This window comes from Brevibacterium sp. NPDC056726, assembly GCF_042790515.1.
GTDB classification, from domain to species: Bacteria; Actinomycetota; Actinomycetes; order Actinomycetales; family Brevibacteriaceae; genus Brevibacterium; species Brevibacterium sanguinis.
The window spans coordinates 126,299-144,871 of record NZ_JBHTYZ010000005.1; the positions used below are offsets into that span (position 1 = coordinate 126,299).

Genomic DNA, 18,573 nt, shown 5'->3' on the forward strand with positions numbered 1-18,573 from the left:
GCCCGGCCCAGGCCCCTCGACGGTCGGTGTTCTCCCAGGTCGGAGGGTCGATGACGAGGAGCGGCCGGGTGGCGCGGAGAGCTAAACTGGGTGGCCCAGCGACGATGGAAGGTGGAGAGCACGATGGCGAAGGGGCACCCTGTCCATGTCCGCCGCATCTATGACGATCCGAGCCCCGCTGACGGGGCGCGCATCCTCGTCGATCGCCTCTGGCCGCGCGGAGTGAGCAAGGAGCGCGCAGACCTCACCAAGTGGCTGAAGGACGTCGCCCCTTCGACGGGCCTGCGGAAGTGGTACTCCCACGATCCCGCGAAGTTCGCGGAGTTCTCCCGCCGTTACCGTGCGGAGCTCGCCGATGATGACCACGCCGAGGCGTTCGCGGCGCTGCGCGAGTATGCGGAGAAGGGTCCCGTCACCCTCCTCACCGCCTCGAAGCACGCCGAGATCAGCGAGGCCGCCGTCCTCGACCACGTCCTCCAGCACTCGCCCGACGAGGCGTAGGCGGCGGACCCGTTCGACCGGGCCCGTCCCCTTCTCCGCTCAGTGCCGGCTTCGATCCGTCTGCGTTGACAACCTCGCGGGAACGCACGTCTAGGCGAGTCGGCGCACCGCCTCGGCGACGAGCTCGCTGTTGCTCTCGGCCGGCAGGCCATCGGGAAGCACGAGCGTGTCCTCGAGCCCGATGCGGGTGGCATACCCCCAGGCGGCGGCGAGGTCGAGCACCGGCCACGCGGTCGTGCCCTCTCCGTGGAGGAGGATCGGGAGCTCGGGTTCGCGAGATTCCACGCCGCCGATGAGCCGCTCGGCGACGCTGTCGACCGGCAGCAGCTCGTCGGGCTGGATCTCGATGAGCGCTCTCAGGCACGACGACCGGTGAGGGGATGCGGCCCAGGCGGTCAGTCCCTGCTCATGCCAGATCCCGGCCTCGATCCCGATCCCATGCGCGAGGAGAGCTCCGGCCACCTCGTCGGCACCGTCTTCGTGCCAGTTCACGGACGCGAAGTCGGGAAGGACCCGCCACGAGGTGATCGCGGCGATCCGCTCGGACGCTTCGGGCGCGGCCCACGCTCCCGTGGTGACGCCGACGGGCACTCCCGGGCACGACGAGCGGATGGCGCTGAGGACTCGGCCGACATCGGTTCCGAGCAGACTGTCACGTCCGCCTGATGACTTGGCATGGACGTGAACCGCAGCGGCACCAGCGGCGATTCCCGCGGCTGCCTCGGCAGCGATGTCACCGGCATCCGACGACAGCCGTGGATGATCGGCAAGCGTCCGCGAACCGTTGACGCAGACCTTGAGCAGCCCGTCCCCTCTCATGCCGCCACCGTAGCCCACGGTGCTGACGCAGAGAGCGCCGAGGCGGCCCGGCTTCTCGACCTCTGCGCGCGGACCTCTGCGCGCGGCCGGTCAGAACGCGACGCCCCAGACGATGACGGCAACGATGACGATGAGCGCGATGAGCGTCCAGATGCTGCCGAAGTTGAGCGTCCAGCCGACGCCGAATCTCTTCGGGACGAGGAAGCCGGGATCACGCGGACAGAAATAGAGGAGGCCGAACGTCCAGTTCGCGTCGTCCTCCCGCATCGCCTGCTTCTCACCTGCGCTCAGCGAACTCATCGCGTGTCTCCTCTCGCCCGACTCGTGCCGTCCGATCTGGCCGTCACGTCTCCCCGCTCGCCGACCATCCTGCTAGGTCACAGGCCTGATCGGTCAACTCTGCCAACGATGACGACGACATCCGCTGTCAGGGTACACCCGCCTCGGCGCTGGGGAAATTTTATTGGACACCAATGTCCATAATGATCTACGCTCGACCCATGGGCAGGAAGAAGACGTTCGACGAACAGGCGGTCATCGATGCCGCGATCGCCGTGTTCAGCGAACACGGGTACACGGGAACGGACGTCGGACTCGTCTGCGAGCGCGCCGGGATCGGGCGGTCGAGCTTCTACAACACGTTCGAGAGCCTCGACGCCGTCTTCCTCCGCGCGCTCAGCGACTACACAGCCACGGGCATTCCGCTGCGCGAGCACCTTGGCGCGAGCGCGCTGCCGGTTCCGGTGCTCGTGGTCGAGCGCCTCGGCGGGGCTCTGGCGCAGCAGTGCGCCGATGAGAAGCGCACCGGGTGCCTCTCAGCGAACACCGCCGCCGAACTCGGCCGGGAGGTCGACGCCGTGTGCACGATCCTCGACCCCGACCGCGCCGCGTGGCTGACGACCTATCGCGCGCTTCTCGACCGCGGTCAGTCCGAGGGGCACATCCGCCCGGACCTCGATGCCGCCGTCACCGCCGAGCTCATCCACAGCGTGCTCGCCGGCCTCCGCGTCTCCGCCCGCGTCATGCCCGCCGACAACGTCCAGGCCCAGGCCAGGACCTTCGTCGAAAGCCTCTGCACCCCGGACGGCGTGACGGCCCTTGCCGCGGCGACCCCGGTGCCGCTGCCCTCGTCCACCTGACCCCACCGATAAGGCCTGACCCCACTGATAAGGGAGGTATGTCCGTGCTGCGTGATGTGCCCCGCCCCGTTGCCAACCGAACGACGCTCCACCGACTCCTGGACGCGCTGCCGACCGAACGACGCTCCACCGACTCCTGGACGCGCTGCCGACCGAACGACGCTCCACCGACTCCCGGACGCGCTGCCGACCGAACGACGCTCCACCGACCACAGGAGACTCCACCGGCCGCAAAGCGCGCCACTGACCGCACGACTCTCCGCCGACCGAAAGCAGGACAGCATGACGACCCCGGACCGCGCCTCCGCTGAGGTTGCCCCAGGCTCTGCCTCCGCCCCCGGACACGCCTCCGGGCCCTCCACCGCGCCCTCCGCCCCCGGGCCGAAACCGCGTGTTCCCGCCCAGGTCTACCTGCTCGCCGCGGTGATCTTCTGCCTCGGCACCTCGGAGTTCATGATCGCGGGCATCCTCGAGCCGATCAGCGCCGACCTCGCCATCTCGATCCCGCAGGCCGGGCTCCTCATCACGGGATTCGCCGTCGGCATGATCGTCGGGGCGCCCGCGATGGCCCTGCTCACCCTCAAGCTTCCGCGTCGGGCGACGATGATCATCACGATCGTCGCCTTCTCAGCGCTCCACATCCTCGGCGCTGTTGCCCCCGACTACACCGTTCTCATGATCAGCCGCGTCCTCTCCGCGATCGCGTGCGGTGGGTTCTGGGCGGTTGCCGCCGTGCACACGACGCGGATCTCGCCTCCCGCCGTGCACGGCCGGGCGCTCGCGAGCCTCGTCGGCGGACTCACTGTGGCGAACCTCGTCGGCGTCCCGATGGGCACGTGGATCGGCACGCAGTTCGGCTGGCGCGCGACCTTCTGGGCCGTCGCCGTCGTCACCGCGCTCGCCGCGATCCTCATCGCCTTCGCCACCCGCCCGCGAGCGACAGCGAACGGCATGAGCGGCCGCACGGCACACGGCGCCGGCGTTGCCGCAGCCGGCGCCGACGACCCCGCGACCGTCGAGGACCATCGCGCGGACATCCACCTCCCGACGCTCATCCGCGCCGAGCTCGTCGCGTTCCGGGGCCCGCGGATCTGGCTCGCACTCGGCACGACGGCCCTCTTCCAAGCCTCCGTGTTCGCCGCCTTCTCGTACTTCTCCCCGCTCCTCACCCAGGTCGCCGGACTCTCGCACGACCTCGTCCCCGGCGTGCTCGCGGCCTTCGGCGTCGGCGCGTTCATCGGGGTCGTCATCGGCGGCCGCCTCGCCGACCGCACCGTCTTCGGCAACATCGTCGGCAGCCTCACCGCGCTCGCGCTCAGCCTGTTCGCGCTATGGCTCGTCGCCGACGTGGGCTGGGCGGCGATCGTGGCGATGGTCCTCGTCGGGGCCAGCGGCTTCTCGATCGCCGGCGCCCTCAACGCCCGAGTGTTCCAGATCGCGACCGAAGCGCCGACCCTGGCGGCCAGCGTCAACACCTCGGCGTTCAATGTCGGCAATGCGCTCGGACCCGCCGCCGGGGCGGCGGTCATCGCCCTCGGCTGGGGATTCCGGGCACCGGTCATCGTCGCAATCCTCCTCGCCCTCACCGCCCTCCTCGTCGCCGGCATCGCGATCCGCGTCGAACGCCGCTGGCGTGCGGTTGGGCGGCAGCCCCTCGCCGAGGTGACCGCCCCCACGCCATCAATTGCTGAGTCCGCGTCCGGTGAGGGTGCGTGTTCCAGGGGTGCGACCGGTGAGGTTGAGTGCGCCGAGGCTGCATCCGGTGAGCCTGAGCGGCCTGCGTCCGCGACCGTTGGGGTTGAGTGCGCCCAGGCTGCGTCCGGTGACTCTGCGCGCCCCGGGATCGCGCCCGGTGGGACTACACGTTCGGAGGCTGAGCGCGCTGAGGCTGCGTGCGCCGCGAGGGGCGGCATCGACGAGGAGCGGTGAGCCGCCTCGCGGGTCATCTTTCCCTGCCCGCAGCCCTTCATCGGCCGGTCGTGGTCGCAGCGTCGGTCCCTTCCTGCGCGGCGACCGCCCGGGAACGCTCCGGGAACGTGAGAAAGCCCGCGGCGAGAGGGTGCATCGATGCCCTCGTTCGTCCACGGACCCCGAGTCAGATCTTTGCCGCGGTTCGAATCAGCGCACTCTCGTGTCAGTGCCGAATGCCATCATTGGAGGACAAAGAGGAAATCTGATGGGATTGAGATGAAAAATACTTCGAATGGATTTCGAATCGAGAGTTGACTTTGACTCTACTAATTCGTTACTATTGATGTACTAGTTCGTTCCATTGATTCGTGGCACCACTCTTCCCCGACACTGTTGTCTGAGGCAGGTGAAACACAATGCGCGGCACCACTGCTCCCCCGAGCAGTCACGATGATCCGATCCCCGCCGATGTCCCCGACATCGACGCACACTCACCTGCGCGCGCCACTGGATCGCCCGATTCTCTCACTGAGTCCCCCGTCTCCCCGTCGTCGGGCAATGACTCCCCGTCTTCGGGCAACTCCCGTTACACGCTGCGCGTCGGGTCGAGCATCACGGATTTCGCTCAGGCATCGGCGGCCGTCGATCGTGCTCAGATGACGGTCTTCGAGCTCACCGCCGGAATCATCCTCGGCGAGGCCGCTGCCGACCTCGACCTTCCCGCGCCAGGCGACGGCGAACCATACAGGTTCGCGTCACTCTCGGAATCGGTCTCGCGTGCCACCACGGGCGCAGGCGGCGAACCGGAGGGCGCCGATGGAGACGGAGACGAGACCCCCGCACTGCCCGACTTCCTCCACTTCTCGCTCGACACGACCTTCGCGGCGTGGGTGCACGACCATGTGCGCAGCGAACACGTCGCTGAGACATCGACGATCCTCGGCACGACCACCGCCCGCTCATATCGGCACTTCACCCAGTCGATGACCCTGATCTTCGGACTCCCGCGATTCACCGCTCGCGCCCTCGACGGCCAGTTCACCCACGCTCAGGTCGTCGCCGTCGCCGACCTCTGCCAGACCGTGGCCTTCAGGCATCTGCCTGAGCTCGACGACCATCTCGCAACCCGTCGAGCCGACATCACCTCCGACACCCTGCGCGCATCGCTGCGCAAGAAGATCAATCTGCTCCAGACACCGGCCGACCGCGCCGAGGTGGCCGCCGAACGGCGCCGCGTCAGCGTCGAAACATTCTCCGACGGTTCGGCCTGCCTCATGGTGAACGGACCCGCGGACGAGATCCATGCCTGCTTCGCCCGCGTCCAGGCGATGGCGAGGGCGATCCATGCCGGTCAGACGAACACCTTCGGGCTCCCATCGCGGATCGAGATCATCGATGAACGCGACATCAACGCCCTCATGTGCGACATCCTGCTCCGCCCCCAGCCGAAGCTGCGCATCCGGGTGCGAGAGCTCGACCCGGTGACGGGGATCGAAAGCGAACGGTCGGCCTCGATGCTCGATGACACCGGAGAGCCGCTGTTCTCCGCTGACGAGCGGAGCATCTCCGGCCTCACGGATCTTCTCGATCCCCCAGCGGCCCCAGATCGGAATACGACCGCTGACCCGACCGCCACGGGCGATAGACCCTCCGTCGCGGATCCGCGCACCGGCGGCGACAACAGTCCGCCCGCCCACACGTATGCGCCCGGCGATCCGCGCACCAGCACAAGCCCGGACACCAGCCGCGAGTCGCGCGACGGCACACCTGTGTCTTGCAGTCCGGGCAGCCCGGGTTCGGCCTTCTTCCCCGGTCCGCAGCCACATCCCGTGCCACGGGAGTATTTCATCGACGTCTCCATGCCGACGGGTCCGCACTGGATCCGCAATCAGGCAGGACTCGTCGTCACGCTTCCGCTCATGTCGCTCCTCGGAGACTCGAACCTTCCCGGCGTCCTGCCCGACGGCTCTCCGATCCCCGCGGAGACGGCGCGTCGCATCGCCGCCGGCTCACCCACGCTCACGCGCATCCTCACGGACCCGGCCACGGGCACTCCGATCAACGCCCAGGCGAAGACGTATGCGATTCCCCAGCAGGTGAGAAGGACGCTCATCTCCCAATGGATGATGTGCACCGTGCCAGGCTGTCGGAGAACAGCGGAGAAGTCTGAGATCGACCATGTCGACCCCTTCAATCACGACGACCCGAGCCACGGCGGGCTGACGCGATTCGGCAACCTCCATCCCCTGTGCAAGAAGGACCACGCGCTCAAGACCGCCCGGCGATACTCGGTGCGCATGGCGGACCGGGGGTCGGCGACCCCGGCCGTCGACTACCAATTCGGGCACGGCCTCATGACCACGGTGACAGCACCCGACCAGCCGATCAATGCGGCGCAGGCGATCGAACTCTGCGAACTCCTCCGGGAGAAGCCGCTGCGACGAGCCGTGCCGGACCATGCGGTGCCCGACGAGTCCGCGATCGTCGAGGTCATGCCCACCGAGGCGCAGATCGCCGAGTGGGAGGCCGAAAACAGTCGGGTCGCGGACGAGGCCGCTCGGCAGACGGCGATGAAGGACGCCATCGCCCGCTCCGAAGCCGCTCGGCGCAGACGCCGGCTCTGGCAGGCGCTCCATTGGAATGAGATCGACTGGAACGAGATCGGCCACCAGAAGAGCCTCCCGCCGGGATCCGATCTGCTCACGATGAAGGCACTGCCACCAGGCCCCACCGTTCGCAGACCCCGTCGCGACGAACCCGATCCCGGACAGCTGCAGGCGGAGCGGAGATGGCGAGCCCGATCGTCGACGCCGTGCGCCTACTTCGACACGAGGATCGCCGAGGCGGTGGCCGAGCATTTCCCGGGCAATGAGACGTTCACCGATGACGGCGTCATCGGCCCCGACGAGCCACTCGAATACCCTCAGACCTTCGGTGGAGGCTCAGATGAGAGGATCTGGGACCACGACCCGACATGCGATCCGCCCCCGTTCTGACCGGGACCGAAGCTCCGTGGGCCGTGCAGGAGCCCAGTGGGCTGTGCAGGCACTCGGCCAGGAGGAGTATCGCACCGTCATCAGAGCTTCTCCGAACTCTGCGGGAACTCCGCTCCCGGGGCAGGCTCCCACAGTTCGATCCGGTTGCCTTCGGGATCGGTCACCCACCCGAAGCGTCCGATGCCCTCCATCTCCTGGATCTCATCGACGACGTCCGCCTCGGCGGCCTGCAGCTGCTCGAGCATCGCATCGAGATCGTCCACTCGGAAGTTGAGCATCGTCTGCTGCCGATCGACACCATCGGGCCGTGACCCGAAGTAGTCGGTCTCGTCCTCGAACGCCGCGACCACCGTCGGTCCCGCCGCCTGACGCCACACCCCGTCCGTCATGTCGATGCCGAGCATGTCCTGATACCACGCGGACAACGCCTCGGGGTCACGGGCACGCATGAAGTATCCGCCGATTCCGGTCACTCTCTCCATGCCAGCCACCTTACGTTCGGCCTCGACCCACGGGAACCCCCACCGCTCGTCGGAACTCCCCGTGCACCCGGCCCCCACCTCGGCGCGCATCCCATCATTCGGGAATCTCAGGAATGGGACCCGCACACGATGCGTTCCGCTGACAGGTCTACGCTCGACACTGACCACGACTCCCACATGCGAAAGGACATCCCCATGAGCAGATTCGCTGTCACCAACGCCAACACCGGTGAGCTGGAGGAGGAATTCCCCTCGGTTCCCGTCGGGGAGATTCCCGGTTACATCGACCGCGGTCATGACGCCTTCACCGCGTGGAAGGACACCCCGCTCATCGAACGCTCGGCGATCCTCCGTCGGTTCGCCGACCTCGTCGACGCCAATGCCGACGAGATGACCGACATCATCGGTCGGGAGATGGGCAAACCGAAGCAGCAGGGCCTCGCCGAGGTCGACAAGGTCGCCCGCACCGCCCGCTGGTTCGCCGATCACGCCCACATGCACCTCAATCCCACGGAGCTGCCGTCTGCCGGAGCCGCCCGCAGCTACGTCCGCCACGACCCCCTCGGCGTGCTGCTCGGCATCATGCCGTGGAACTTCCCGTACAACCAGATCGCCCGCTTCGTCATCCCCAACCTCGTCGTCGGGAACGCGATCATCATGAAGCAGGCGTCGATCTGTCCGAAGTCCTCCCAGTACTTCGCCGACCTCCTCGTCGAGGCGGGCCTGCCGGTCGGCGTGTACCAGAACATCTACCTCGACAGCTCCCACGCCGAGGAGGTGCTCAAGGATCCGCGGGTCAAGGGCTTCTCGCTCACCGGCTCCGAGGCCGCCGGCGCCTCCGTCGCGGGAATCGCGGCGAAGTACCTCAAGCGCTCCGTCCTCGAGCTCGGCGGCAACGATCCCCTCGTCGTCCTCGACTCGACCGACGTCCCGGCGCTGGCGAAGAAGGTCGTCGGCATCCGCCTGACGAACGCGGGCCAGGTGTGCACCTCACCGAAGCGCTTCATCGTCGTCGACGAGCTCTACGACGAGTTCGTCGCCGAGGCGAAGAAGGCCGTCGAGGCGACGAAGGTCTCGACCTTCGATGATCCCGAGGTGGGCATGGGACCGCTGTCGTCGGAGAGCGCCCGCGATGAGATCGTCGAGCGGATCCAGAAGTCCGTCGAGGACGGCTCGACCCTGGTCACCGGAGGCCAGAAGCTCGACCGTCCCGGCTGGTTCATGTCGCCGGCCCTGCTCACCGACATCGACCCGGACTCCGATCTCGGCTGCAACGAGCTCTTCGGACCGGCGGTGATGATCTACCGGGCGAAGGACGAGGAGGACGCGCTGCGCATCGCCAACCACTCCGACTACGGGCTGATGAGCTCGGTGTGGACGGACGACCTCGAGAAGGGCGAGCGCTTCGCCGCCCGGATCAACGCCGGCATGAGCTTCGTCAACTCGCACATGGAATCCGGTCCGGAGTACCCGTTCGGCGGCATCAACCGCTCCGGCTACGGGCGCGAGAACGCCGAGTGGGCGCTGCGCGCGTTCACCAACGAGCACCTCATCCGCGTCCACCCCTGACCCCGCGGCGAGCCCGACCGTGCCGCGCTGACTGGTCTGCGGCGGGTCCCGACACCTGAGCGCCCACCGTCATGCGGACGGTGGGCGCTCGCGCAGTGATCGGCGGCGGTGTCCAGGGCGGGCCTGTCATCGGCGGCAATGCCAGCTGACAATGATGTTTGTCGCCATTCGGGGTGGACAGTCGTACCGGGCGGTGCCAGACTGAACTTCCATCCAACGGGGCCCGACCCATCGCGCCACGGGGTATCGCCCCACTGTCGAGAAAGGTCTGCACATGTCCGAGAACACCAACGAATCCGGTTCCGTCACCGCTTCCGAAGCCGCCCGCATCATGGACGACCCCAACTCCACCGAGGAGCAGCGTTCGGTCGCCGCCAGTGTGCTGCGCCAGTCCGGCGGCCGCGACGGTGAGACGAGCGCGTGGGTCGCCTCCGAAGCCGGAGACCTCACCCGCGAAGGTGACTCCGAGGAGGTTCGCTCCGTCGCCGCAAGCGATCTGTCCCAGGCGGACAAGGAACGCGACGAGAACTCCTGACCCCTGACGGCACTGCCCTTTGCGGCACCGCCTCAGGCCGGTGGCGATCCCGCCACCGGCCTGTCGCATGTCCGGGTCACCTCCGCCGATGGCATGATCGAGTGCCGATGGCATGATGGAAAGCCGCCGACACCGCCGCCGTGACGGCGACGGCGCGAATATGACGGAAAGGACGCTGACATGGACGAACGCGACGTCGTTCCCGGGCACATCGCGGTTCGCGGCGCCCACGAGCACAACCTCCGCGACATCGACATCGACATCCCCCGCGACACCGTCGTCGCCTTCACCGGCATCTCCGGTTCGGGCAAGTCCTCGCTGGCCTTCGGCACGATCTACACGCACTCGCGGCAGCGCTACCTCGAATCCGTCGCCCCTTACGCCCGGCGCCTCATCGACCAGGGTTCGCCCCCGCGGGTCCGCCTCATCACGGGTCTGCCGCCGGCCGTCGCCCTCCGACAGCAGCAGTCCGGCAGCACCCGCTCGACCGTGGGCACCGTCTCCCGGGTCTCCAACGTCCTCCGCATGCTCTACTCACGGTCCGGCACCTACCCCGAGGGCTACCGTCCTGCCGATCTCGCCGGCAAGTTCCCCCGGGACGCCGCACCGCTGGACTCCGACAGCTTCTCCCCGAACACCGCAGTCGGCGCATGCCGCACCTGCTCCGGCATGGGGCGTCTCCTCCAGGTCGACGAGGACCTCCTCGTCGGCGATCCCCACCTGAGCATCGACGACGGCGCGATCGTCGCGTGGCCGGGGGCCTTCGGCGGGAAGAACAACCGGCGCGTCCTCCGCGACCTCGGCATCGACATCACCGTCCCGTTCGACTCCCTGCCCGCCGACACCCGGGAGTGGGTGCTCACGACCAGCGACCGGCCCACCATCGTCGTCGAGGAGGGCTACAAGGGCACGTACATGAGCCCCAAGCGCTGGGTCGAGCACACCTTCGCCGACTCGCCGTCGGCGCGGATGCGGGCGAAGGCCGCGTCCTTCATGACCGACAAGCTCTGCCCGACCTGCCACGGCAAACGGCTCAACCCCGAAGCCCTCGCCGTGACGATCGCCGGCATCGACATCGCCGAGGCGGCCCGACTTCCCCTCACCGGTCTCGTCTCCTTCCTCGAAGCCGCCCGCACCCATCCGGCGACGACCGAGCTCTCCGTCGAACGCCACCAGGCCGCGCAGGCGCTCATCGACGCCCTGATCAGCCAGCTGGGCACGATGGTCGACCTCGGCCTCGGCTATCTCGAAGTCGCCCGCCCCACCTCGACGCTCTCGAGCGGTGAGCTCAAGCGCCTCCACCTGGCCACGCAGCTGCGCAGCGGCCTCTTCGGCGTCCTCTACGTGCTCGACGAACCCTCGGCCGGTCTCCATCCCGCCGACCTCGAGCTCCTGCTGACCGCCCTCACACGGCTCAAGGACGACGGCAACACCGTCTTCGTCGTCGAGCACAGCGCGCAGGTCGTCCGCGCCGCCGATTGGATCGTCGACCTCGGTCCCGGAGCCGGTCGGTACGGGGGTGAGGTGCTCTTCAACGGACCGTCGGCCGGTCTCGCCGAGGTGGCCGACTCGGTCACTGCCCGCTACCTCGGCGCTGCGCCTCCGCTTCCGCCAGGCGGGTCGGGGGCGCGGCAGCTCACCGATTGGGTCGAGCTCCGCGACGTCACCGGACACAACCTCACCGGCATCGACGTCCGGCTGCCGCTCCACGCGCTCTCGGCGATCACGGGAGTCTCGGGCTCCGGGAAGACCTCCGTGCTCACGGCCCTGGCCGATGCCATCCGGGCCCGCCTCGACTCGGCCGAGGTCGCAGCTGATGAGGAGCGCAATCCGGCCGCAGTCGAGATCGGGGACGAACTCGTCCACGGGGTGCCCGTCTGGGACCTCGGCAGCGATGAGCTGACGACGGGATCGACGTCCGGCCTCGAGGCCCTCGAGCGCATCATCGTCGTCGACCAGAAGCCGATCGGGCGGACCTCCCGGTCGACACCGGCCACCTACACCGGCCTCTTCGACGGCGTCCGCAGGCTCTTCGCGGCCCAGCCCGGGGCGAAGGAGCGCGGGTTCGGGGTCGGGCGGTTCTCGTTCAATCAGCCGGAGGGACGGTGCCCGGTCTGCCTCGGCGACGGAGTCGTGAGCATCGAGCTCCTCTTCATGCCGACGGAGACGGCGCCGTGTCCGGAATGCCACGGCAAGCGCTACAACCCCGAGACCCTCGAGGTCACCTACCGCGACCGGACGATCGCCGATGTGCTCGCGATGACCGTCGATGAGGCCGCGGACTTCCTCGCCGAGGTGCCGGTGGCGACGACGATCCTCACCCTGCTGCAGAACATCGGACTCGGCTATGTCAGCCTCGGGCAGAGCGCGCCGACCCTCTCCGGCGGAGAGGCGCAGCGGATCAAGCTCGTCTCCGAACTCCACCGGTCATCGCGGGGGCGCAGCCTCTACATCCTCGACGAGCCGACGACGGGTCTCCACCCGGCCGACATCGACATGCTCATCGGTCAGCTCCAGCGGCTCGTCGATGCCGGGAACACAGTCGTCATCGCCGATCACGATCTGCGCACGCTGCGCGTCGTCGACTGGATCGTCGACCTCGGACCCGGGGCCGGCACGGACGGCGGGTCGATCGTCGCGAAGGGAACCCCCACGGACCTCGCCGCCCAGGGCGCCGCTGCTGCCGGCTCCACGGCCAACGGTGCCGGCGCAGCGGCCGGCCTCACCGCCGCCTACCTCGCAGCGGCCGGGGCCTCTGCGTAGAGCGCGGTGACGAGCGGTTCGAGTTCGGGCATCTCGCGGGCTTCGGCGAGGGTCTCCTCGAGCACCCGGTCATGGGTCGGGTGCGCGGCGAGGAGCAGCTTCTCCCCCGCCGGTGTGAGCTCGGTGTAGATGCCGCGCCGGTCATCGGCGCAGAGGATGCGGGTGAGCAGCCCCCGATCCTCGAGGCGCGTGACGAGCCGCGTCGTCGCGCTGCTCGAGAGCGCCGCCGCTCGGGCGAGCTGACTCATCCGCATATGCCATCCGTCCTGCCTGCTCAGGGCGTCGAGCACGGTGAACTCGACGACGGAGAGCTCGTGTTCGCGTTGCAGGCTCTTCTCGAGCCGGGTGTCGATGAGGCCGTGGAGCGCGGCCAGGGTGCGCCAGCCGCGGGCGCGGATCTCCACGGCGTCGTCCCTGATGCCCATGTGTTCCTCCTCGCAATCTCGATCTCCCTATGATACACCACTTGCGCCGATAGACCGCGTGTGCAAGTATTTATTTCCATGCGTCTGCAACTACTGCACACGCCGCATATTGCACAAGCACCTCACAGACCACCGTTCCGGAAGGACACCTCATGCCACTCGCGCTCCTCGCACTCGCCATCGGCGGGTTCGGAATCGGACTCACGGAGTTCGTCATCATGGGCCTGCTGCCCGAGGTCGCCGCCGACTTCGCCGTCACGGAGACCGTCGCCGGCTACCTCATCTCCGGTTACGCCCTCGCCGTCGCGCTCGGCGCCATCCTCATCACCGTCGCCCTGACCAGGGTCAACCGCAAGACCGCGCTCGTCGGCCTCATGGTCCTCTTCATCATCGGCAACGCGCTCTCCGCCCTCGCCCCGACCTACGAGATGATGATGATCGGGCGCATCGTCGCCGCCCTCTGCCACGGCGCGTTCTTCGGCATCGGCTCGGTCGTCGCCGCCGGACTCGTCGCCCCGAATCGGCAGGCCGCCGCCATCTCGATGATGTTCGCGGGCCTCACCAGCGCCAACGTCCTCGGCGTTCCCCTCGGCACGTTCCTCGGCCAGGCCGCCGGCTGGCGCTCGACCTTCTGGGCGATCGCGATCATCGGCATCATCGCCCTCGTCGGCATCGTCACCCTCATCCCCAGGGACGCCGGACGCGCGACCGCGACCGGCAGTATCCTCGGCGAGTTCCGGATCTTCCGCACGCCGCAGGTGTGGGCCTCGATCCTGCTCACCGTCCTCGGCTACGGCGGCATGTTCGGCGCCTTCACCTACATGGCGTTCACCCTCACCGGCGTCTCCGGCTTCGCCGCCTCGACCGTGCCGTGGCTCCTCGTCCTCTTCGGCGTCGGACTCTTCATCGGCAACTTCCTCGGCGGGCGCGCCGCCGATCGGAGCCTCGGTGCCACTCTGCTCACCCTGCTCATCGGCCTCGTCGTCATCCTCGCCGTGTTCTCGCAGGTCGCAGGCTCGCAGCCGGCGACGATCATCGCGCTCTTCCTCATGGGCGGCTTCGGCTTCGCCACCGTGCCGGCGCTGCAGATGCGCATCATGAACCATTCGGGGACGGCGCAGACCCTCGGGTCGGGCGCGAACATCGCCGCGTTCAACGTCGGCAACGCCTTCGGCGCCTGGGTCGGCGGACTGACGATCGCCGCGGGCCTCGGCTACGCCTCCCCGCTCTGGGCCGGCGCGCTCGTCACCCTGGCCGGCCTCGTCGTCTTCGTCATCGCCGGACTCTCCCGCGGGGGAGAGCTGCGCCGAGGCGGTCCGGCCTCCCGGGACGAGTCGACGCGAGAGACCGCTGAGGCTCCGGCGACCGCGGGCTGAGGTCTGCTCACCATGCCACCCGGATCGCCTCGGCGGCGCTGAGGGCGAGTTCGACGGGCACTCCGTCGATGCTCACCCCGATCGCCGAGGCGGCCGGGTTGACGGCTGTCACCTGGAGAACCGTGCCGAGCACGATGCCGCGGGCCTTCAGGTAGCGCAGCAGTTCGGGGGAGCGATCGGAGACGCGGACGACGGTGACATCGCGACCGGGAGTCACCTCGGCGAGTGAGAGGTTCGGTGCCGCTTCGGTGCGACCGTCGGCATCGGGGATCGGGTCCCCGTGCGGATCCCGGGTGGGGCCGCCGAGCACGGCATCCATCCGCTCGAGCACGAGGTCGGAGACCGCATGCTCGAGGCGGTCGGCTTCATCGTGGACCTGATCCCAGCTCAGTCCGAGCTTCTCGACGAGGTAGGTCTCGACGATCCGGTGCCGACGGACGATCTCGACGGCGATCTCCCGCCCGGCCGGGGTGAGGGCGATCGCCCCATAGGGCTCGTAGTCGAGGTAGCCGTCCTTCGCGAGCTTCTTGAGGTTCGCCGAAACCGTCGAGGCGGTCACGCCCAGCTGTTCGGCGAGATCCGTCGTGGCGGGACGGCCTCCGGGCCATTCGTAGGCCTTCCAGATGAGGGTGACGTAGTCCTCGACCATGCGGGTGACTGCGGGACGTGGCACGTTGACCATTCTATGCATGGGGATCCTACGCGCGCGGTCCCGTCGTCGCCCCCGCCTCGGCGGGGTCCGTCCTCTCCGCCGCGGCCGCCGTCAGCTGCGTCGTGCGGCGGAACGGGGCGGCAAGGGTCGGAATGATGTCCCTGCGGTGGAGGATGAGGAAGATGATCGCGAGGACGACCTGGATCGCCGAGAGCACGTAGCGTCCGGTCGTGTCGGTGACGAAGAACTGGATGCCGAAGAGCGCGGCGAGTCCGACCGCGGGGATCCAGTGGAAGCGCAGGGCCAGGATGATGGCGACGCCGAGGATGGTCTGCGTGGCCGTGAGCGTGAACTCCTCGACCTGCCGGGCGTCGAGGGGCAGCATCGTGTCGCCGCCGCCGAGGAAGTGGGCGACGGGCAGGGAGCCGACGAGCAGGCTCCACTGGTTGACCTTCGAGGCGATGAGCGTGGCGATCGCCGCACCGCCGAGTCCGCGGAGGGCGAACATCGCGGCGATGATGAACTCCGGTGACTCCGAGGCGAGCGGGGCGAGCCACTGGACGAGGAAGTAGGAGTCGATGCCGAGCGTCGAGCCGGAGGCCACGAGCGCCTCGGCGAAGGGCTCAGCCGAGGTGAGGATGATCGCCGCGGAGACGATGAACATCGCCACGACGGTGACCCGGCGGGCCCGCGTCGGCATCGAGACGATGAGGGCTGCGGCGCCGACGAACTCCTCGTCGCTGGTGTCGGCGCCCTGGCCGGCCCGCCACAGGTAGAGCCCGAAGATGACGATGAGGCCGATGCCGAACCACAGCGGGATGCTGCCGATGAGCGGGATGATGAACGCGATGAGGGCGAGGATGACGAGGAAGCCGATGTCCATCCGGCTCTCGCCGCTCAGCTGCAGGGCGCGGTTGACCGGGCCGCCGGTGCGCTTCGAGACGCGGTAGGCGACGAGGAGGGCGATGATGACGACGAGCGGCCAGCCGAAGCCGAGGAGCAGGCGGTTCGACCCGGTCATGTTCGCGGCCGCGAAGTGGAGGTACTGCGGGTCCGAGCCCGACCGGTACGCGTAGTAGAGGTCGACGGCGTACTCGGGGAGGACGGCGATGAGGGCGAGGAGCGCGATCGCCAGCGCCCCGGCGATGTCCTTCTGGGCGGCCTCGGCGGCCCAGGCGAGGAGGAACGCGGCGGCGACGATCGCGGCGCCGAAGAGGACGAGCTCGATGACGGGGGCGATCTCGATGCCGGCGATGCGCACGACGACGGCGGGAGCGGCGACGAGCAGGCAGAGGATGATGCGGCGGATGAGTGCAGGGGGCACGTGGACTCCTTCAACGTGCCGCAGCCGGGGAGGACCTCGGACGCGACAAGCGGCCGAAGGTCTCGTTCGCCTCACGCGCCCCATCTCAGTCGATGAGGTCCCTGCGAGGTGCCGCGCCGGGCGGTCCTCGTGACCGCCAGTGTGTCGACAGGGCTCAAGCCGGTGGTCGCCGGCGAGGAACTACTCCCCTTCGCCCTCCAGGCTCGTCCACGCGGGTTCGGTGTGTCTACGCACACCTGAGACTTGGGCATCCCACACAATTGCCGCAGCCCTCGTCTACCCCGAGATCTCGGGGCAGACGAGGGCTGTCGCCGGTGTGCTAGTGGCTCAGATCACCGGAGCGGGGACGGTCGCGACGTCAGCGGCCGGCAGTCGGATGCCGCCGGCTCACGAGTTGTCGTCGACGAGCGGAGCCTCGTCGCGGGTGACCTCCCGCTGGTCCTCGGGCTTCTGGATGAAGAACGCGAGGACGACGGGGACGAGCCCGATGATCGACGCGAGCAGGAACGCATTGTGGGCGCCGGGGGCGCCGGCTTCGGCGACGCTCTCACCGGCGGCCTGTCCGGTGTGCAGCGCCGAGGAGTAGATCGAGATGAGCAGGGCGGTGCCCGCCGCACCGGCCACCTGCTGCAGCGTGTTGAGCGCCGCCGATCCGTGCGAGTAGAGGTGCCGTTCGAGGGATCCCAGCGACGCCGAGAAGAGCGGGGTGAACGATCCGGCGAGGCCGAGGGACATGCCGATCTGGATGATGACGAGGACCCACACCGGGGTGCCGATGCCGACGTTCGAGTACGCGAACATCGCCGAGGCGATGAGGATCGTGCCGGGGATGAGCAGCGTCCGCGGTCCCTTGGCGTCGTAGATCCGACCCATCACCGGGCCGAGGAGGCCCATGAGGATCGACCCCGGCAGCAGGACGAGGCCCGACTGGGTCGCACCGAGGCCGACGACGTTCTGCAGGTAGAGCGGCAGGAGGGAGAGCGTGCCGAACATCGAGAGCGCGACGACGGCCATGATGATGACCGAGAGGACGTAGTTGCGCGAGGTGAACACGCGCAGATCGAGCAGCGCCCGATCCGCTCTGATGAGGACGAGCTGCCGCCACACGAAGAGGCCGAGGAAGATGAGGCCGCCGGCGATCGCCGTCCACGCCAGGCCCGTGCCCGCCGAGGCGCCGGCACCGGATTCGCCGCCGCCGAACTGGCTGAGGCCGAAGACGATGCCGCCGAAGGCGAACGCCGAAAGGATGATCGAGACGGCGTCGATGGGGGCGTGGGTGGTCTCGCCGAGGTTGGTCATCCACTTCGCGCCGAGACCGAGGGCGATGAGGCCGATCGGCAGGACGATGCCGAAGAGCCAGCGCCAGCCGAGGGAGTCGAGGACGATGCCCGACATCGTCGGGCCGATGGCCGGAGCCAGGGAGATGACGAGGCTGACCCGTCCCATCATGCGGCCCCGCTGATGCGGCGGGACGACGTTCATCATCGTCGTCATCAGCAGCGGCATCATGATGCCCGTGCCGCCGGCCTGGACGACGCGTCCGAGCAGGAGCATCGGGAAGCCCTGCGAGAGCAGGCAGATGAGCGTGCCGAGACAGAAGAGGATCATCGCGGTGAGGAAGATCTGCCGCGTCGTGAAGCGCTGGAGGAGGAAGCCGGTCGTCGGGATGACGACGGCCATCGTGAGCATGAACGCGCTCGTCAGCCACTGGCCGAGTTCCGGCGGGATGTGGAGCGAGCGGTTGAGTTCGGGTATCGCGATCGCCATCGTCGTCTCGTTGAGGATCGCGACGAAGGCGGCGACGAGAAGCAGCCAGATGACCCGCATCCCCGCTGGATCGATGACGTCATCGCTCGAGGCTGAGGCAGGGGTGGTGTTCTTGTCGGTCGACAAGTCAGGACTCCGATCGGACGTGGTGGTCGGTCTCCGCAGATGAGGCGGGATCTCAGGCAGACACAGCACTCAACGGCGACGTCGTTGGGCTTATTCCGGCTGCAGGAAGAATTGTCGCACAGTTCTCCTCTCCGGCCTCCAGCGTCGCATGCGGTGCTGACACGGAATCTTTCGCACCGCCTCGGCGT

Annotated in this window: 15 protein-coding genes; 8 read left to right on the top strand and 7 right to left on the bottom strand. The window is 68.4% G+C overall.

Annotated features, from left to right (window positions below):
- Positions 1 to 123 precede the first annotated feature (123 nt).
- On the top strand, positions 124 to 501 hold the full coding sequence (locus ACFQ91_RS11835) for a DUF488 family protein (RefSeq protein WP_344249971.1): 378 nt from the start codon (positions 124 to 126) through the stop codon (positions 499 to 501).
- 90 nt (positions 502 to 591) lie between these two features.
- Here the strand turns inward: ACFQ91_RS11835 and ACFQ91_RS11840 are convergent, their stop codons facing one another.
- Both ACFQ91_RS11840 and ACFQ91_RS11845 read right to left on the bottom strand, forming a co-directional pair.
- A complete protein-coding gene (locus ACFQ91_RS11840; protein WP_344249969.1) occupies positions 592 to 1,320 on the bottom strand; it encodes a 3-keto-5-aminohexanoate cleavage protein in 729 nt (242 codons plus the stop codon).
- A gap of 90 nt (positions 1,321 to 1,410) precedes the next feature.
- Positions 1,411 to 1,620 (bottom strand): DUF5808 domain-containing protein, encoded by a 210-nt coding sequence (locus tag ACFQ91_RS11845; protein ID WP_344249967.1) that lies wholly within the window; start codon positions 1,618 to 1,620, stop codon positions 1,411 to 1,413.
- A gap of 200 nt (positions 1,621 to 1,820) precedes the next feature.
- Between ACFQ91_RS11845 and ACFQ91_RS11850 the strand changes: the two genes are divergently transcribed.
- The 3 genes from ACFQ91_RS11850 to ACFQ91_RS11860 all read left to right on the top strand — a co-directional run bounded on the left by ACFQ91_RS11850 (position 1,821) and on the right by ACFQ91_RS11860 (position 7,366).
- Positions 1,821 to 2,459 (top strand): TetR/AcrR family transcriptional regulator, encoded by a 639-nt coding sequence (locus tag ACFQ91_RS11850; protein WP_344249965.1) that lies wholly within the window; start codon positions 1,821 to 1,823, stop codon positions 2,457 to 2,459.
- Positions 2,460 to 2,741: 282 nt separating this feature from the next.
- Positions 2,742 to 4,388, top strand: a complete 1,647-nt coding sequence (locus ACFQ91_RS11855; protein WP_344249963.1) for an MFS transporter — start codon at positions 2,742 to 2,744, stop codon at positions 4,386 to 4,388.
- A 398-nt stretch (positions 4,389 to 4,786) separates the two neighbouring features.
- Positions 4,787 to 7,366 (top strand): HNH endonuclease, encoded by a 2,580-nt coding sequence (locus ACFQ91_RS11860; protein ID WP_344249961.1) that lies wholly within the window; start codon positions 4,787 to 4,789, stop codon positions 7,364 to 7,366.
- A gap of 80 nt (positions 7,367 to 7,446) precedes the next feature.
- Here ACFQ91_RS11860 and ACFQ91_RS11865 read toward each other — a convergent pair whose 3' ends face one another.
- The gene (locus ACFQ91_RS11865) at positions 7,447 to 7,848 is read right to left on the bottom strand and encodes a VOC family protein (protein ID WP_211978507.1); all 402 of its coding nucleotides are present in this window, start codon (positions 7,846 to 7,848) and stop codon (positions 7,447 to 7,449) included.
- Between the two features lie 195 nt (positions 7,849 to 8,043).
- On the opposite strand from ACFQ91_RS11865, the gene ACFQ91_RS11870 reads away from it, so the two are divergent.
- The 3 genes from ACFQ91_RS11870 to ACFQ91_RS11880 all read left to right on the top strand — a co-directional run bounded on the left by ACFQ91_RS11870 (position 8,044) and on the right by ACFQ91_RS11880 (position 12,715).
- Positions 8,044 to 9,417 carry an NAD-dependent succinate-semialdehyde dehydrogenase gene (locus ACFQ91_RS11870; RefSeq protein ID WP_211978508.1) on the top strand — a complete coding sequence of 458 codons (1,374 nt, stop codon included), beginning with the start codon at positions 8,044 to 8,046 and terminating at the stop codon, positions 9,415 to 9,417.
- Between the two features lie 274 nt (positions 9,418 to 9,691).
- Complete coding sequence (locus ACFQ91_RS11875) at positions 9,692 to 9,952, top strand: hypothetical protein (protein WP_198500101.1); 261 nt, start codon at positions 9,692 to 9,694, stop codon at positions 9,950 to 9,952.
- A 180-nt stretch (positions 9,953 to 10,132) separates the two neighbouring features.
- Complete coding sequence (locus ACFQ91_RS11880; protein ID WP_211978509.1) at positions 10,133 to 12,715, top strand: excinuclease ABC subunit UvrA; 2,583 nt, start codon at positions 10,133 to 10,135, stop codon at positions 12,713 to 12,715.
- Here ACFQ91_RS11880 and ACFQ91_RS11885 read toward each other — a convergent pair.
- Positions 12,685 to 13,140 (bottom strand): MarR family winged helix-turn-helix transcriptional regulator, encoded by a 456-nt coding sequence (locus ACFQ91_RS11885; protein WP_137824615.1) that lies wholly within the window; start codon positions 13,138 to 13,140, stop codon positions 12,685 to 12,687. The two genes, ACFQ91_RS11880 and ACFQ91_RS11885, sit on opposite strands and share 31 nt — an antisense overlap.
- A gap of 152 nt (positions 13,141 to 13,292) precedes the next feature.
- Here ACFQ91_RS11885 and ACFQ91_RS11890 point away from each other — a divergent pair, with 152 nt between their 5' ends.
- Entirely contained in the window at positions 13,293 to 14,516 is a 1,224-nt protein-coding gene (locus ACFQ91_RS11890; protein ID WP_211978510.1) for an MFS transporter, read from the top strand.
- Between the two features lie 7 nt (positions 14,517 to 14,523).
- Here the strand turns inward: ACFQ91_RS11890 and ACFQ91_RS11895 are convergent, their stop codons facing one another.
- The 3 genes from ACFQ91_RS11895 to ACFQ91_RS11905 form a co-directional block, all read right to left on the bottom strand.
- Positions 14,524 to 15,189 carry a metal-dependent transcriptional regulator gene (locus tag ACFQ91_RS11895; protein ID WP_211978511.1) on the bottom strand — a complete coding sequence of 222 codons (666 nt, stop codon included), beginning with the start codon at positions 15,187 to 15,189 and terminating at the stop codon, positions 14,524 to 14,526.
- Positions 15,190 to 15,214: 25 nt separating this feature from the next.
- A complete protein-coding gene (locus tag ACFQ91_RS11900; RefSeq protein WP_249120964.1) occupies positions 15,215 to 16,492 on the bottom strand; it encodes a sodium:proton exchanger in 1,278 nt (425 codons plus the stop codon).
- Positions 16,493 to 16,879: 387 nt separating this feature from the next.
- Complete coding sequence (locus ACFQ91_RS11905; protein ID WP_249121096.1) at positions 16,880 to 18,319, bottom strand: DHA2 family efflux MFS transporter permease subunit; 1,440 nt, start codon at positions 18,317 to 18,319, stop codon at positions 16,880 to 16,882.
- Positions 18,320 to 18,573: the final 254 nt, after the last annotated feature.

Bases quoted from the DNA above. Each gene is read 5' to 3' on its own strand.
- ACFQ91_RS11890 (WP_211978510.1), top strand. From the start codon at position 13,293: ATGCCACTCGCGCTCCTCGCACTCGCCATCGGCGGGTTCGGAATCGGA.
- ACFQ91_RS11835 (WP_344249971.1), top strand. From the start codon at position 124: ATGGCGAAGGGGCACCCTGTCCATGTCCGCCGCATCTATGACGATCCG.
- ACFQ91_RS11885 (WP_137824615.1), bottom strand. From the start codon at position 13,140: ATGGGCATCAGGGACGACGCCGTGGAGATCCGCGCCCGCGGCTGGCGC.
- ACFQ91_RS11875 (WP_198500101.1), top strand. From the start codon at position 9,692: ATGTCCGAGAACACCAACGAATCCGGTTCCGTCACCGCTTCCGAAGCC.
- ACFQ91_RS11850 (WP_344249965.1), top strand. From the start codon at position 1,821: ATGGGCAGGAAGAAGACGTTCGACGAACAGGCGGTCATCGATGCCGCG.
- ACFQ91_RS11905 (WP_249121096.1), bottom strand. From the start codon at position 18,319: ATGCGGGTCATCTGGCTGCTTCTCGTCGCCGCCTTCGTCGCGATCCTC.
- ACFQ91_RS11870 (WP_211978508.1), top strand. From the start codon at position 8,044: ATGAGCAGATTCGCTGTCACCAACGCCAACACCGGTGAGCTGGAGGAG.
- ACFQ91_RS11880 (WP_211978509.1), top strand. From the start codon at position 10,133: ATGGACGAACGCGACGTCGTTCCCGGGCACATCGCGGTTCGCGGCGCC.
- ACFQ91_RS11855 (WP_344249963.1), top strand. From the start codon at position 2,742: ATGACGACCCCGGACCGCGCCTCCGCTGAGGTTGCCCCAGGCTCTGCC.
- ACFQ91_RS11860 (WP_344249961.1), top strand. From the start codon at position 4,787: ATGCGCGGCACCACTGCTCCCCCGAGCAGTCACGATGATCCGATCCCC.
- ACFQ91_RS11840 (WP_344249969.1), bottom strand. From the start codon at position 1,320: ATGAGAGGGGACGGGCTGCTCAAGGTCTGCGTCAACGGTTCGCGGACG.
- ACFQ91_RS11865 (WP_211978507.1), bottom strand. From the start codon at position 7,848: ATGGAGAGAGTGACCGGAATCGGCGGATACTTCATGCGTGCCCGTGAC.
- ACFQ91_RS11845 (WP_344249967.1), bottom strand. From the start codon at position 1,620: ATGAGTTCGCTGAGCGCAGGTGAGAAGCAGGCGATGCGGGAGGACGAC.